The following is a 14,515-nucleotide window of genomic DNA, read 5'->3' as shown; positions in this document are numbered from 1 at the left end:
AGGCGTCGGGGGGCCGGGAGGCCGTTCGGTCAGCGTGCCGTCAGTTGGCCGTCAGCGGAGGGGGCGGGGCGGCGGGGAAGGCCGCAGGCCCGCCGGCGCCGGGAGCGCGGACGGGCCTGCGGGGCGGGGCGGGGAGGACTCAGCCGTAGCGCTTGAGCTCGTGGAAGAAGTCCGGGACGGTGTGCAGCTGCCCGGCCGCGAGGACGCGGTCGTAGACGTGCTTGGCGACGGCCATGTCGAGCACGCCGAGGCCGAACGGGGAGAAGACCACCGGCCGGTCGGACGGCGGGGTGATCGTGCCGTTGAGCACGTCGTAGAGCGTGCCGGCGACGAACTCGCGGTGGCCGACGCGCTGTTCGGCCAGGTGCGGCGAGGTGCCGGCCTTCATGCAGTGCTCGATGTCGTCGACGACGTTCCACGAGTCGAGGATGATCTCGGGGGAGAGGTCGCGCAGCGAGACGTGCAGCACCAGCGGGTTGTGCGAGAACCACTGCGGGTCCGTCACGTGCGGCTCGCCGGCGACGGTGGCGAAGACCACCAGGTCGCTGGAGCGGATCAGGTCCTCGGCCTTGTCGTGGACGGTGATCTCCACGCCCTCGCCCTCGGCCCGGCGCAGGTAGTCGGAGAAGCCGTCGGCGTGCTCGGCGGACAGGTCGTGGACGCCGGCCGCGGTGAAGTCGAAGCCGTTGGCGGCGAGGTAGGTGTGCACGTAGCGGGCGATCAGGCCGACGCCGAAGAAGCCGACCCGGGTCGGGCGCTCGCCGCGGGCGTCGGCGAGCCGGGCCGCCGCGAGGGCCGCGGAGGCGGCGGTGCGCGCCGCGCTGATGATCGAGCTCTCCAGGCAGGCGAACGGGTAGCCGGTCTCGGCGTCGTTGAGGATCAGGACGGCCGAGGCGCGCGGCAGGCCGGCCGCCACGTTGTCCGGGAAGCTGGAGATCCACTTGATGCCGTGCACGCCGACCTCGCCCTTGACCGAGGCCGGCAGCGCGATGATCCGGGAGGACGGGCGGTCGGGGAAGCGCAGGAAGTACGAGTCCGGGTTGACCGTCTGCCCCTCGCCGTGCAGCCGGTACGCGGCCTCGACCGTGGCGACGACCTCGTCCTCGTGCCCGTTGAGGGCCTCGTGCACCTGGGCGCCGGAGACCACGGCGAAGGGAGGGACCTGATTCATGGGAACAGTGCTCCTGGTCGGAGAAGTGAGGATCGGAGGGTGGGGAAACGGGCGGAGGAGGGTTCAGCCGATGCGGGCCAGGCCCTTGGCGCGCTGCCGCGCCCGCCCGCGCGAGACCACCAGCGGGTCCCAGTCCGGGCCGCGGTCGGGCAGCCGGGAGGGGTCGCCGAGCACCGCGCCGCCGAAGACCTCGCGCAGCAGCGCGCGGCCGATGATGTCGGAGGCGGCGGCCATGCCGCTGTTCGCGACCGCGGCGATGCCGCTGCCGTAGCGCACGCTCTGGCCGACCACGTACAGGCCCTCGACCTCGGTGCGCACGTCCGGCCGCTGGCTGGAGCCGCCCCAGCTGGCCATGCCGTACGGGGTGCCGCCGGTGGCCCGGATGTAGCGCTCGTGGGTGAGCGGGGTGGCCGTCTCCAGGTGGGTGATGCGCTCCCGGAACGGGCCGATGACCTTCTCGGCGGTGGCCAGCATGACCTCGGTGAGCTGCTGCTTGCGGGCGAGGTAGGCGGCGTTGCGGCGGTAGGGCTCGCCGTCGGCCGGGCCGCCCTCCAGGCCCCAGAACGCGTAGCCGGGCGGCAGGCCCGTCATGAGCTGGAAGTTGCTGTGGCCGGGCGGGCAGACGGCGGCGGCGCCCGGGTCCTTGAGGGAGGCGAAGGAGAAGGTGAGCGCCGGCACCGAGTCCATCGAGCCGTCCCGCGCGTACCGCTCCAGCATGGCGGCGTGCGCGCCCTCCATGTCGTCGCTGTCGTGCCACCAGAGGTTGGCGTTGGGCAGGCCCGGCAGTTCGGTGTCGAGCCCGATGTACACCGAGACGAAGGAGCCGCGCATGGTCGCCGCGCGGGTGCGGGCCACCACCTCGGAGGGGAAGGCGTCCTCGCCGCCGCACAGGTCGAGGACGGTGCGCCGGTAGTCCGCGTTGGAGATGACCAGCGGGGCCGAGATCCGCTGCCCGTCGGTGAGTTCGACGCCGGTGGCGCGCCCGTTCCCGATCAGGATGCGGCGGACGTCGCAGCGGGTGCGCAGTTCGCCGCCGTGCGCCTCCAGCGCCTCGACGAACGCGGCGACCATCGCCTGGCCGCCGCCCTCGGGGTAGTACGCGCCGCGCAGGTAGTGGTCCATCATCGAGGCGTGGTGGGCCAGGCTGATGCCGTCGGGCATGGTGCCGTAGTTGCCGGCCTGCGCCGCGAGCAGCGTGCGCGCCTTGGCGGAGAGGCCGAAGTGGCCCAGGGCGTCGGCGAAGGTGCGGCGGGACCAGCGCATGGTCTGCGGGGACTTGCGGAACAGGTCGACCAGGGAGACGCCGTTCAGGCCGGCGCGGGTCGAGCCGGCCACGTTCTCGGCGAGTTCGAGGAAGCCGGCGATCCGGTCGGCCTCCTCGGGCAGGGCCTGCCGCAGCCGGTCGCGGTAGGCGTCCCAGCCGGCCGGCACGTCGACGGTCGCGGTGGGCGTGATGATCCGGTCGAAGCCCTGCTCGTTGTCCATCGGCCGGAACCGCACCCGGTCCAGGACGCCGAGGCCGGCCAGGATCGCCGGGAAGTGCCCGTCGGGGCCGCAGTCGCCGAGGTAGTGCGTGCCGACGTCGAACTCGTACTTGCGCCGGCGGCGGAACACGTGCGCGTTGCCGCCGGCGATGTCGTGCTGTTCGAGGACGAGGACGCTGCGCCCGTCGGCCGCCAGGTATCCGGCGGTGGTCAGGCCGCCGATGCCGCTGCCGACGACGATCGCGTCGTAGTGGTCGCGCAGTCCCTGGGTCCCCTGCATGCGTGCTCCCATCAGAACGTGCCGCCGCCGTGGATCTCGAAGACCGACCCGCTGATGTAGGCGGCGCGGTCGGAGAGCAGGAAGGAGACCAGGTCGGCCACCTCCTCGGGCTTGCCAGCCCGGCCGAGGGCGACGTTCTTCAGCATCCGCTCGACCGCGGCGTCGGACATGTCGCCGACCATGTCGGTGGCGATCAGGCCCGGTGCGACCACGTTGGCGCGCACGCCGCGCGGGCCGCACTCCTTGGCGAGGGACTTGGTGAAGCCGATGATGCCGGCCTTGGAAGCGGCGTAGTTGGCCTGGCCGAGGTTGCCGTAGATGCCGGACACCGAGGACAGGTTGACGATCGATCCGCTGCGGCGCTTGCTCATCGCGAAGGCGGCGGCGCGGCACACGTGGTACACGCCGTCCAGGTTGGTGCGCAGGACCTGGTTCCAGTCGTCCTCCGGCATCAGGATGACCGGGCGGTCCCGGGTGATGCCGGCCGAGGTGACGGCGGCGTCCACCGGGCCGACCTCGCGCTCGGTGCGGTTGTACCAGTCGCGGACCTGCTCCGGGTCGGCCACGTCGCACTGGGTGGCCGTGATCCGGGTGCCGAACTCGCCTGCCTGCTTGACGAGTTGCTCGGCGGCGTCGGCGTTGGAGCGGTAGCAGAAGGCGACGTCGTAGCCGTCCTGGGCCAGGCGCAGCACGATGGCCTTGCCGATGCCCCGGGACCCGCCGCTGACCAGGGCGATCACGCGTGCTCCCCGAAGAGTCTCAGGACGGCGCAGCCCACCGCGCCGTCACGGTCGACGGCGGACACCAGGGCGATCCGGCCCCGGGCCGCCGGGTCGGCCTCGGCCACGCCGAGCACCGCCTGGATCTGGAAGGACGCGGAGGCCGCGCTGGTGTCGCCGAGCAGTTCCATGGACGGGACCCGGCCCAGTGCCTCGGCCGGCAGCAGCGCGGCGAGCGCGTCGTACTCGGCCCGGCCGGCCGCGGTGGGCGCGGCGCAGGGGACGGCGGCCCAGACCTCGTCGGCGGTGACGCCGGCGCGGTCCAGGGCGCGCCGCACGCACGCGGTGACGGCGGCCTCGGGGTCGTCGTCGATGTCGACGCGGGTCTCCACCGCGAGCACCGCGGCGAGCGCCGGGCGCTGGGCGGTGCCGGCGTGCTCGACGACGAACAGGCCGCAGCCCTCGCCGAGCAGCGGCGTGGAGTCGCCGGCCGCGACGGCGGTGTGCTCGATCCAGGCGTGCGCGGCGGAGAACTCCTCGGCCGAGCCGACCAGGTACTTGGTCGCCCGGCCCTGGCCCATCAGGCGCCGCGCGTAGTTGAGGGCGAGCAGGCCGCTGACCCGGCCGCCGGCGACGGTGGTGTTGGGGCCCTTGAGGTCGTGCCGGATGGCGGTGGCACCGGCGGCGTGGTTGAGACTGCCGAAGGGGATGCGGCCGGCGTCGACGTGGAAGGGCAGCGCGTTGGTGTAGGACTGCTTGAGGAAGTTGGTGACGTTCTCCAGGCTGCCCATCGAGATGCCGAGGACCACACCGGTGCGGTCGTCGGTCTCCACCACCCGGTTGCCGTCGGCGTCCTTGAGCAGGCCGTCGGAGGCGACCAGGGCCAGCGCGGTGAGCCGGTCCATCTTGGCGGTGCCGGTGGGGCCGAGCAGGCCCTTGATGTCGAAGCCCGGCACCAGGCAGACGTCGGGCGACGGCAGCGTGCCGAGCGCGGCGTCCGCCTTGACGGCGGTCTTGGCGCCGGCGCGCACGCCGGACGCGAAGTCCTGGCGGGTCAGGCCGTGCGGCGACACGGCCGACCAGCCGGTGATGACGAGTGTCTCCGGCGGCAGGGCCGCCGGGGTGGCTGCGGTGGTCATCGTCAGACTCGCTCTCCGTACGTGCCCAGAATCAGGATGGCGTTGTTGCCGGCGAAGGCGCTGGAGTTGTTCTCCACGATCCGGACCTGCGCGTCGACGGCCTGGTTGGGCACGACGTCCAGCGGGCAGTCGGGGTCGGTCTCCACGTGGTTGATGGTCGGCGGGATGAACTGGTGCTCGATGGCGATGCTGCAGGCGATCGCGCCGAGCGCGCTGGCCGCGCCCATCGAGTGGCCGAGCATCGACTTCACCGCGACGGTGCGCGGCGGTGCGTCGCCGTACACGTCGACGATGGCGGCCGACTCGGTCTTGTCGTTGGCCTTGGTGCCGGTGCCGTGCGCGGAGATGAAGTCGATCTTGTCCCGCTCGACCCCGGCGTCGTCCAGGGCGAGCCGGATGCCGCGCGCGATGCCGTCGCGGTTCGGCGCGGTCGGGTGGGCGGCGTCGCAGCTGAGACCGTACCCGAGCACCTCGGCGTAGATGTGCGCGCCGCGGGCGAGGGCGGACTCCAGGCTCTCCAGGACGAGGATGCCCGCGCCCTCGCCGGTCAGGATGCCCTGGCGGTTCCTGTCGAACGGGCGGACCACGTCCGGGGTGAGCGCGCCGAAGCGCTTGAACAGCGCGAAGGCCTTGCGGCAGACGGCGTCGGCGCCGCCGCACAGCGCGATGTCGACCTCGCCGGAGCGGATCGCGTCCAGCCCGTAGCCGATCGAGTAGTTGCCCGCCGCGCAGGCGGTGGTGATGGTGGTCGGCTCCACGTTCGGCATCCGCAGCTCGCGGGCGATGACGGTGGTGAGCCGGCCGGCGTTGATCCGGCGGGACAGCACCGGGTCCATGGCCTCCGGGTCCCCGGCCGCGAGCTCCTGCTCGACCAGCACGCCGATGTCGTGACCCTCGCCGTCGGTGGTGCCGACGCTGATGACGGCCTGGCGCTCGCCGAGGTCGGACTCGGTGAGCCCGGCGTCCTCCATGGCCATCCGGGCGGCGGCGACGGCGAACTGCCCGGCGCGGCCCATGTCGTCGAGGGGGACGTTGCGGATCCAGCGCTCCGGCTCGAAGTCGGGGACCTCGCAGGCGATGTTCTGGCCGAACCCCTCGGTGTCGAACCGGGTGATCGGCCGCGCACCGGAGCGGCCGGCCCGCAGCCCCGCGGTGTACTCCTCGACACCCGTGCCGATGCTGGAGATCGCCCCGAGGCCGGTGAGGACGACCCGGCGGCGGTCGGCCGGCACGCCGGCGCGGGGTGCCGCTGGTGACTGTGCGGTGGACATGGGACTCCTTAAGCAGTGGGATGCCTGCGGGCGGGGGTTCCGGTCCCGGAACCCGCCCCGATCACCAGCCGGCGGCCGTCGCGGTCACCTGGTACGTGGCCTCCACGTTCACCATCTTCGGCAGCTCGTTCATGTCGATGACGATGGAGTACTCCATCTCCAGGGCGCTGAGCACGTCGATGAGCTTCAGCGAGTCGGCGCCCAGCTCGTCGACGAACAGCGCGGTGTCGGCGAACTCGGTGTGCACGTCGATGTTCTCGGCGATGATTTCGCGGATGCGGGTGAGACGCTCCGGCGCGACCGTCGTCATGCTCGTTTTCCTCCGTTTTCGCGGGTGCCCTGTGCGGGTGCCCTGGGGTGCCCGGAGAATCGGGCCTCTGGGCAGCAAATTAGTCAGGCCCGATGACGGGTCGATGACGTCCAACTGACCGCTCACTGACGGGTCCTGGTGGGGTGTCGCGTGCCTGGTGGGGAGGGGTGTCGGGGACAAAACGGCCGCCCGCCGCACCGTCGGGCGAAGGCCCTGGGGGTGCGGCGGGCGGCGGGGTTCGGAGCCGTCCGGCGGCGTTCTTCCGGATTCCGGGCGCGGGCCCGGCCGGTCAGCCCTGCTGCTGGAGGCTGAGCGGGCGCATGTCCGTCCAGCTGCCCTCGATGTGGGCGACGGCGGTGGCCCGGTCGGTGGCCTCCAGGGTCACCGACCAGCCCTCCGGGACGGCGGCGAAGGACGGCCACAGGGAGTGCTGCCCCTCCGCGTTGACGAGGACGAGGAAGGTGCCGTCTTCGCGGTCAAAGGGGTTCGCCATGACTGTTCTCCAGATCTCGGGATCGCGGGACGTGCGGGGTTGATCGGGCGTCAGGTGGTCGGGGTGCCGGTCGGGCTCGCGGCCAGGGCGGCGAGGGCGTGTTCGACGACCGCGCCGATCGCCGCCGCCGGTGCGGGTTGCAGCAGTTGCTGGTGCCCGCTGTCCACGTCGTGCGCGCGGACGGCGGAACCGACGTGCGGCTCCCAGCTCTTGAGCTTGAGGGCGCGCTCCTCCGGGGTGGGGCGGGTGTCGCCGCCGGCCGCCACGAAGAGCGTCATCGGGCAGCCGTCGAAGCGGCCCGGGGTGAACCGCTGGAACAGCTCCAGGTTGTTCCGCATGACCCCCAGCAGCCGTTCCAGCGTACCGGGTTCGAGTGCGGCGAGGGGGCCTTCGGTGCGGGCCAGGTGTGCGGCGACGCCTTGCGGGGTGAGCCGTTCCGGCTCCGCCGCGTCGATCCCGGCCTCGGCCAGGAAGTCGGCGAGGAACTCGGCGTCGCTGGGCCGGGCGCCGAGGGCGTCGTCGGGGTAGGCGTCCAGGTTGGCCAGGAACGCCACCCGCTCGCCGGCGGCGTGCAGCCGGACGGCCATCTCGTGCGCCACGACGCCGCCGTAGGACCAGCCGAGCAGGTGGTACGGGCCGTGCGGCTGCACGGCGCGCACCCGGGCCAGGTACTCCTCGGCGACGTCGCCCAGGTCGGTCGGCAGCGGGCCGTCGCCGGACAGGCCGCGGGCCTGGAGGCCGTAGACCGGCTGCTCCGGGTCGAGGTGCTCGGCGAGCGCCGCGAACGGGATCGCGAAGCCGAGGCCGCCGTGCACGCAGAACAGCGGGGGCCGCCCGCCGGTGGGCCGGATCGGCAGGACGGGCCCGAGCAGGTCGACCGCGCCGCCCCCGCTGGTGGCGGCCGCGGCCAGCGTCTCCAGGGTGCGGTGCTCGAAGACCGCGCCGAGGCTGATCGGCAGCCCGGCCCGGACGGCCGCGTTGACCAGCCGGATCGCCTTCAGGCTGTCCCCGCCGAGGGCGAAGAAGGAGTCCTCGGGGCCGACCGGGCCCGTGCCCAGGACCTCCTCGACGGCGGCGCAGAGCAGCCGTTCCGGCTCGGTGCGGGGCGCCCGCGGGGCGCGGGCCGAGGGGGCGGCCGCGGGGGCGGGCAGGGCCTTGACGTCCAGTTTGCCGTTGGCGTTCAGCGGCAGTTCCGGCAGCGCGGTGTAGCTCTCCGGCACCATGTGGCCGGGCAGCGAGCGGGCCAGATGGCCCCGCAACTCGGCCGGTCCGGGGGCCGGCCGGCCGTCGGCGGGCACCAGGTAGGCGACCAGGCGGCGCTGGCCGGCGGCGTCGGCGGGGGCCAGGACGGCGGCCCGGGCGACGGCCGGGTGCTCGGCCAGCAGCCGTTCGATCTCGCCGAGTTCGACCCGGTAGCCGCGGATCTTGACCTGCTGGTCGGCGCGGGCGACGTACTCGATCCGGCCGTGCCGGTCCCAGCGGACCAGGTCGCCGGTGCGGTACATGCGCTCGCCAGGGGCGCCGAACGGGCAGGCGGTGAAGCGGGCGGCGGTCAGCCCGGGCCGGCCGAGGTAGCCGCGGGCCAGGCCCTCGCCGGCCAGGTACAGCTCGCCGACCACGCCGCGCGGCACCGGCCGCAGCGCCTCGTCCAGGACGTACGCGGAGGTGTCGCCGATCGGCAGGCCGATCGGGACGGTGCCCTGGGCGCGGCCGAGGTCCTGGCCGGTGGCGAAGGTGGTGGTCTCGGTGGGGCCGTACACGTTGAACACCGTGGTGTCCGGCAGGGCGGCCCGCAGCCGGTCCAGGTGGTCGCGGGAGTGCGCCTCGCCGCCGGTGAGCAGCGCCCGCAGCGGGGCCAGGGCGCGCGGCCGGGTGTCGGCGATGGTGTTGGACAACTGGGTGGTGAGGAAGGCGACGCTCACCCGGGCGGCGGCCAGGAAGGACTCCAGGGCCTGCGGGTCGGCCGGGCCGGGCGGGTGGACCGCCACCCGGGCGCCGTGGGCGAGCGCGCCCCAGATCTCGAAGGTGGAGGCGTCGAAGGCGACCGGCGCGAAGTAGAGGAAGGTGTCCGCGGCGGTCGGCGCCAGCTCCGGCAGGCCCAGGACCAGGCGGACGGCGGCGCGGTGCGGGACCGCGACGCCCTTGGGCTTGCCGGTGGAGCCGGAGGTGTAGATGACGTACAGCAGGTCGTCGGGGTCGATCGGGGCGGCGGGCACCGGGGCGGTGACGGGCCGGCCGGCCAGGTCGGCCCCGGTCTCCGGGCTGTCCAGGACCAGCGACGCGACCCCGGCGGGGAGTTCCCGTCCGGCCAGGGGGCGTTCGGTGACGAGCAGCCGGGCGCCGCTGTCGGCCAGCATGTCGCGGACCCGCTCGTCGGGGTAGGACGGGTCGATCGGCAGGTAGGCCGCGCCGGTGCGGGCGATCGCCAGCAGGGTGCTCACCACGGCCGGGCCGCGCTCCAGGCGCAGCGCCACCAGGTCGCCCCGGCGGGCGCCGCGCGCGGTCAGCAGGTGGGCCAGGCGGTTGGCCTCGGCGTCCAGTTCGGCGTAGCTGGTGTGCCGCAGCCGCTCGGGGCGGCCGGGCTCGGTGTGGACCAGCGCGACCGCGTCTGGGGTGGCCGCGATCCGGCGGTCCACCAGGGCGGTGAGGGTGCTGCGCGGGGTGCCGGCCCGGTGGGTGCCGAGGGCGAGCAGTTCGGCCTCCTCCTCGGGCCCGAGCAGGTCCAGCCGGGACAGCGGCCGGGCGGGCTCGGCGAGGGCGGCGGCGAGCAGCCGCAGGTAGGCGTCGGTGATCCGGCGGGCGGTGGCGGGCTCGAACAGGTCGGTGCGGTACTCGACGGCGAGCGCGAGCGCGCCGCCGGCCTGCTCGGTGAGCTGGAAGAACAGGTCCCACTTGGCGGTCCGGACGGGCACCGGCTGCTCGGTCACGGCGAGCTCCGGGTCGTCCTCGGGCGCCGGGGCCGGGCCGGCCTGCTGGAAGCCGAGCATCACCTGGAACAGCGGGTGCCGCGCCATCGAGCGCTCGGGGTTGAGCACCTCGACGAGCTTCTCGAAGGGCACGTCCTGGTGCTGGTGGGCGGCCAGGTCGTAGGCCCGGACCCGCTCGGCGAGTTCGCGCAGGCCCGGGTCGCCGGAGGTGTCGGTGCGCAGCACCAGGGTGTTGACGAACATGCCGACCAGCTCGTCGAGCCGTTCGTCGGTGCGGCCGGCGATCGGGCTGCCGAGCGGGATGTCGGTGCCCGCGCCGAGCCGGGTGAGCAGGGCGGCGAGCCCGGCCCGCAGCAGCATGAAGACGCTGACGCCCCAGGCGGTGGCGAGCCGGTGCAGCTCGGCGGTGAGCGGCTGCGGCACGGTGGCGCGCACGACGTCGCCGCCGTGCTCGGCCCGGGTGCCGCGCGGGTGGTCGAAGGGCAGCGCCAGTTCCTCCGGCAGGCCCTTCAGGGTCTCGGTCCAGTAGCCGAGCTGGCGGGCGAGTTCGCTGCGCGGGTCGTCCTGGGTGCCGAGCAGTCCGCGCTGCCACAGGGCGTAGTCGGCGTACTGGACGGGCAGCGGCGGCAGTTGGGCCGGGCGGCCGGCCGTCCGGGCCCGGTAGTAGGCGGTGAGGTCGCGGGTGAGCGGGGCGAGCGACCAGCCGTCGGCGGTGATGTGGTGCAGGACGATCGTCAGCACGTGCTCGTCCGGGCCGAGCCGGAACAGGCGGGCGCGGAACGGGAGGTGGTGCTCCAGGTCGAAGCCGTGCGCGGCCTCGGCGGCGAGGGCGGCGGGCAGGCCCGCCTCGGTGGTCTCGCTCACCGGGAGCGGGACGGCGGCCTCGGCCGGGGTGAGCACCCGCTGCTCGGCCGGTCCGCCGCCGGCGGCCTCGGGGGCCCCGGCGGGCGCGCGCTGCGGGAAGACGGTGCGCAGCGCCTCGTGCCGGGTGACCACGTCGTGCAGGGCGCCCGCCAGGGCGGTGACGTCGAGCCGCCCGGAGAGGCGGATCGCCAGCGGGATGGCGTACAGCCCGCCGGGTGTGCCCAGGTGCTCGACGAACCAGAGCCGCTGCTGCGCGTACGACAGCGGCAGCACGGCCGGGCGCGGCCCGGCGGTGAGCGGGGCGCGGCCGGGTGCGGCGGCGGCCAGCCGTTCGGCGAGGCGGGCCGGGGAGGGGGCCTCGAAGAGGTCCCGCACCTGGAGTTCGGCGCCGAGTTCGGCGCGGACCCGGTTGACGATCCGGGTGGCGAGCAGCGAGTGGCCGCCGAGGGTGAAGAAGTCGTCGTCGACGCCGACCCGGTCGAGTCCGAGCACCTCGGCGAAGACGCCGCAGAGCCGCTCCTCCTCGGCGGTGCGCGGGCCGCGGGCCGAGGTGGTGTACGCGGGGGCGGGCAGGGCGCGGCGGTCGAGCTTGCCGTTGGCGGTCAGCGGCAGCGCGGCGAGCGGGACCACGGCCGCCGGGACCATGTACTCGGGCAGCCGTTCGGCGGCGAACTCCCGCAGCCCGGCCGGGTCCGCGCCGTCGCGGGGCACCACGTAGGCGACCAGGCGCTGGTCGCCGGGCCGGTCCTCGCGGGCGATCACGGCCGCCTCGGCGACCGCGGGGTGGTGGCCGAGGACGGTCGCGATCTCGCCCAACTCGATGCGGAAGCCGCGCAGTTGGACCTGCTCGTCGGCGCGGCCCAGGTACTCCAGGGTGCCGTCGGCCCGCCAGCGGCCGAGGTCGCCGGTGCGGTACATCCGGGCGCCGCCGGGCTCGAACGGGCAGGCGACGAAGCGGGCCGCGGTGAGGTCGGGGCGGCGCAGGTAGCCGCGGGCCAGGCCGGGGCCGGTGATGTACAGCTCGCCGGGCACGCCGGCCGGGACGGGCCGCAGGGCGCCGTCGAGCAGGTAGACCCGCAGGTCCGGGATGCCGCGCCCGATCACGCTGCCGCCGCCGGCGGCGGCCGTCGGGGCGTCCAGCTCCTGGTAGGAGACGTGCACCGTGGTCTCGGTGATGCCGTACATGTTGACCAGGCGCGGCGCGTCGTCGGCGTGCCGGGTGTACCAGTCGGCGAGCTTGCCGATGTCCAGCGCCTCGCCGCCGAACACCACGGTCCGCAGGGCGAGCGGGCGCGGGCGGTCGGCGTCGGCGCGCATCAGCTGGTAGAAGGCGGACGGCGTCTGGTTGAGGACGGTCACCCGCTCCTCGGCGAGCAGGTCCAGGAAGGCGTCGGGGGAGCGCGACACGTCGTACGGCACCACGACCAGCCGGCCGCCGCGCAGCAGCGCGCCCCACAGCTCCCAGACGGTGAAGTCGAAGGCGATGGAGTGGAACAGCGTCCACACGTCGCCGGGGCCGAAGTCGAACCAGTCGTCGGTGGCCTCCAGCAGCCGTGCCACGTTCTGGTGCGGCACCACGACGCCCTTGGGGCGGCCGGTGGAGCCGGAGGTGTAGATGACGTAGGCCGGGTGCTCGGGGGAGGCTGCGGTGTCCGGGGCGGTGGCCGGGTGGGCGGCCAGCGCGGCGGCCGTCTCCGGGGCGTCCAGGTCCAGGCACGGCAGGTCCGGGCGCGGCAGGTCCGGGGCGTCGGGCGGCTCGGGCAGCACGCCGCCGGCGGTCAGCAGCAGCGCCGGACGGGCGTCGCGCAGGGTGTAGCCGATCCGGTCGGCCGGGTGGCCGGGCTCCAGCGGCAGGTAGGCCGCACCCGCCTTGAGGACGGCCAGGACGGCGACGATCAGCTGGGCGCCGCGCGGCAGCGCGACGGCCACCAGGCTCTCCGGGCCGGCGCCGCGGGCGGCGAGCAGGTGGGCGAGCCGGTTGGCCCGCTCGTCCAGCTCGCGGTAGCTGAGGGCGGCCTCGCCGGGGGCGGTGACCGCGACGGCGTCCGGGGTGCGGGCGGCCTGTTCGGCGAACAGCTCCGCGATAGTGGCGCGCCGCGCGGGTTCCCGGGGGGCGGCCGCGGCGCCGCTCCACTCGCCGAGGATGCGGGCCAGTTCGGCGGGCTCGGGCGCGCCGAGCCGGGCGAGCAGGGTCTGCGGGTCGTCGGCGACCTGCTCCAGGACGCGGACCAGCTGGTCCAGGACGCGCTGCGCGGATGCCTGCGGGTCCTCGGTGAGGCCCTCGGGGTTCTCGGCAGGGCCTTCGGCGGGCTTCTCGGCGAAGGCCGAGGGCCGGTAGGCGAGGTGCAGGTCCAGCTGCTCCCCGGGGAAGACGGTGAGGCTCAGCGGGTAGTGGGTGGCCGAGAGCACCTGGGCGGAGCTGACGGTGCCGCCCGACTCGCGGAACAGCGCGGCCTCGTCCAGCGGGTAGCTCTGGAAGGCGATGACGGTGTCGAACAGCTCGCCCTGGACGCCGGAGGCGGCCTGCGCCTCGGCGAGCGGCAGATGCTCGTGCGGCATCATCGCGAGCTGCCGGCGGGCCAGCGCCTCGAACAGCTCGCTCGCCCGCTGGTCCGGGCGCAGGTCGGCGCGGACCGGCAGGGTGTTGGCGAACAGGCCGATCATCGACTCGACGTCCGGGACCTCGGCCGGGCGGCCGGAGGTGACGGCGCCGAACACCACGTCCTCGCGGCCGGTGAGCCGCCCGAGCAGCAGCGCCCAGCAGCCCTGCACCACGGTGTTGAGGGTCAGGCCCCGGCCGCGCGCCCAGCCGGCGAGCGCCGCGGTGCGCTCCGGCGACAGGAACCCCCGGACGAGCGACGGCAGTTCGAGGGAATCGCCGTCACCGGCGCCGGGCAGCGCCCGGACCGGCCCGTCCAGGCCGTCCAGCAGCTGCGCCCAGGCCGCCCGCGCGGCGGCCCGGTCGCGGCCGTTCAGCCAGGTCAGGAACGAGCGGTACGGCGCGGGCGCGGGCAGCGCCGCCGCGCCCGCCTCGTCGCCGAGCAGCACCAGCTCGCGGACGGCCAGCGGGAACGACCAGCCGTCCATGACGATGTGGTGTACCGACCAGAGGAACCGGTGGTGCCCCGCGCCGAGCCGGATCAGGGTGAACCGCATCAGCGGCGGCCGCGCCAGGTCGAACCGGCGCAGCCGGTCCTCGCGCGTCAGCCGCTGCGCCTCCTCCTCCCGGTCGGCCTCGGGCAGGTGGGTGAGGTCGTGCAGCTGCCACTCCGGCTCGACCTCGGTCTCCTTGAGGACGACCTGGACGGGCTCGCCGGTCTTGCGGTTGCGGAAGCAGGCCCGCAGGTTGGGGTGCCGGCGCAGCAGCGCGGCCGAGGCCGCGCGCAGTCGGGCGGCGAGCTGCTCGCCGTCACCCGCGCCCGGCCCGTCGATCTCCGCGACGAACTGGAGGGTGTACAGGTCGGGCGAGGCCTGGTCGTACGAGGACAGGAACAGCAGCCCCTGCTGGAGGGGGGAGAGCGGAAGTACTTCGCTGATCTTCGACCCGGTGCTGGGGGCGGTCGTCACGAAAGTTCCTCATTCAACTCGAATTCCAGATCGGCCAGTTCCTCGTCGGACAGGGCGATCAGACTGCTTTCGGGTTCCGTCGGGGCGGACTCGGCGGGGCTCTGCTCCTGTTCCTCGGCGACCTGGGCCAGGGCGGCGGCGGTCTTGTGGGTGAAGATGTCGCGGGTGGTGAGGGTGAGTCCGGCCTTGCGGGCGCGGCTGACGACCTGGATGGAGCGGATGCTGTCGCCGCCGAGGGCGAAGAAGTCCTCGTCGATGCCGACCCGGCCGGTGCCGAGGACCTCGGCGAG

9 protein-coding genes are annotated in these 14,515 nt (G+C 74.5%); all 9 read right to left on the bottom strand.

The annotated features are described in order from the left end of the window. Nucleotides 1–139: 139 nt before the first annotated feature. A complete protein-coding gene (sbnB, locus tag ACIQVZ_RS26760) occupies nucleotides 140–1,171 on the bottom strand; it encodes a 2,3-diaminopropionate biosynthesis protein SbnB (protein WP_402453304.1) in 1,032 nt (343 codons plus the stop codon). A gap of 63 nt (nucleotides 1,172–1,234) precedes the next feature. Further along, nucleotides 1,235–2,935: a phytoene desaturase family protein gene (locus ACIQVZ_RS26755; protein ID WP_402453303.1), complete on the bottom strand. Its 1,701-nt coding sequence runs from the start codon at nucleotides 2,933–2,935 to the stop codon at nucleotides 1,235–1,237. Nucleotides 2,936–2,946: 11 nt separating this feature from the next. Then, nucleotides 2,947–3,675 (bottom strand): 3-oxoacyl-ACP reductase FabG, encoded by a 729-nt coding sequence (gene fabG, locus ACIQVZ_RS26750; RefSeq protein WP_350882080.1) that lies wholly within the window; start codon nucleotides 3,673–3,675, stop codon nucleotides 2,947–2,949. Continuing rightward, nucleotides 3,672–4,793: a beta-ketoacyl synthase N-terminal-like domain-containing protein gene (locus ACIQVZ_RS26745; protein ID WP_350882082.1), complete on the bottom strand. Its 1,122-nt coding sequence runs from the start codon at nucleotides 4,791–4,793 to the stop codon at nucleotides 3,672–3,674. The genes fabG and ACIQVZ_RS26745 overlap by 4 nt, the downstream gene beginning before the upstream one ends. Before the next feature lie 2 nt (nucleotides 4,794–4,795). Next, nucleotides 4,796–6,064, bottom strand: a complete 1,269-nt coding sequence (locus ACIQVZ_RS26740; RefSeq protein WP_402453302.1) for a beta-ketoacyl-[acyl-carrier-protein] synthase family protein — start codon at nucleotides 6,062–6,064, stop codon at nucleotides 4,796–4,798. A gap of 61 nt (nucleotides 6,065–6,125) precedes the next feature. Beyond that, nucleotides 6,126–6,374: an acyl carrier protein gene (locus tag ACIQVZ_RS26735; RefSeq protein ID WP_063348726.1), complete on the bottom strand. Its 249-nt coding sequence runs from the start codon at nucleotides 6,372–6,374 to the stop codon at nucleotides 6,126–6,128. A gap of 289 nt (nucleotides 6,375–6,663) precedes the next feature. Continuing rightward, nucleotides 6,664–6,867, bottom strand: a complete 204-nt coding sequence (locus ACIQVZ_RS26730; RefSeq protein ID WP_350882087.1) for an MbtH family protein — start codon at nucleotides 6,865–6,867, stop codon at nucleotides 6,664–6,666. 50 nt (nucleotides 6,868–6,917) lie between these two features. Continuing rightward, the gene (locus ACIQVZ_RS26725; protein ID WP_402453300.1) at nucleotides 6,918–14,225 is read right to left on the bottom strand and encodes an amino acid adenylation domain-containing protein; all 7,308 of its coding nucleotides are present in this window, start codon (nucleotides 14,223–14,225) and stop codon (nucleotides 6,918–6,920) included. After that, nucleotides 14,222–14,515 (bottom strand): phosphopantetheine-binding protein (locus tag ACIQVZ_RS26720; RefSeq protein ID WP_402453298.1); only part of this gene is annotated, 294 nt, incomplete at its 5' end. The genes ACIQVZ_RS26725 and ACIQVZ_RS26720, both read right to left, overlap by 4 nt.

This window comes from Kitasatospora sp. NPDC098663 (assembly GCF_044760075.1).
Taxonomy (GTDB): Bacteria; Actinomycetota; Actinomycetes; order Streptomycetales; family Streptomycetaceae; genus Kitasatospora.
This window is presented reverse-complemented; position numbering and strand designations above follow the sequence as displayed.

Bases quoted from the DNA above. Each gene is read 5' to 3' on its own strand.
- ACIQVZ_RS26730 (WP_350882087.1), bottom strand. From the start codon at position 6,867: ATGGCGAACCCCTTTGACCGCGAAGACGGCACCTTCCTCGTCCTCGTC.
- ACIQVZ_RS26740 (WP_402453302.1), bottom strand. From the start codon at position 6,064: ATGTCCACCGCACAGTCACCAGCGGCACCCCGCGCCGGCGTGCCGGCC.
- ACIQVZ_RS26735 (WP_063348726.1), bottom strand. From the start codon at position 6,374: ATGACGACGGTCGCGCCGGAGCGTCTCACCCGCATCCGCGAAATCATC.
- ACIQVZ_RS26755 (WP_402453303.1), bottom strand. From the start codon at position 2,935: ATGCAGGGGACCCAGGGACTGCGCGACCACTACGACGCGATCGTCGTC.
- ACIQVZ_RS26745 (WP_350882082.1), bottom strand. From the start codon at position 4,793: ATGACCACCGCAGCCACCCCGGCGGCCCTGCCGCCGGAGACACTCGTC.
- sbnB (WP_402453304.1), bottom strand. From the start codon at position 1,171: ATGAATCAGGTCCCTCCCTTCGCCGTGGTCTCCGGCGCCCAGGTGCAC.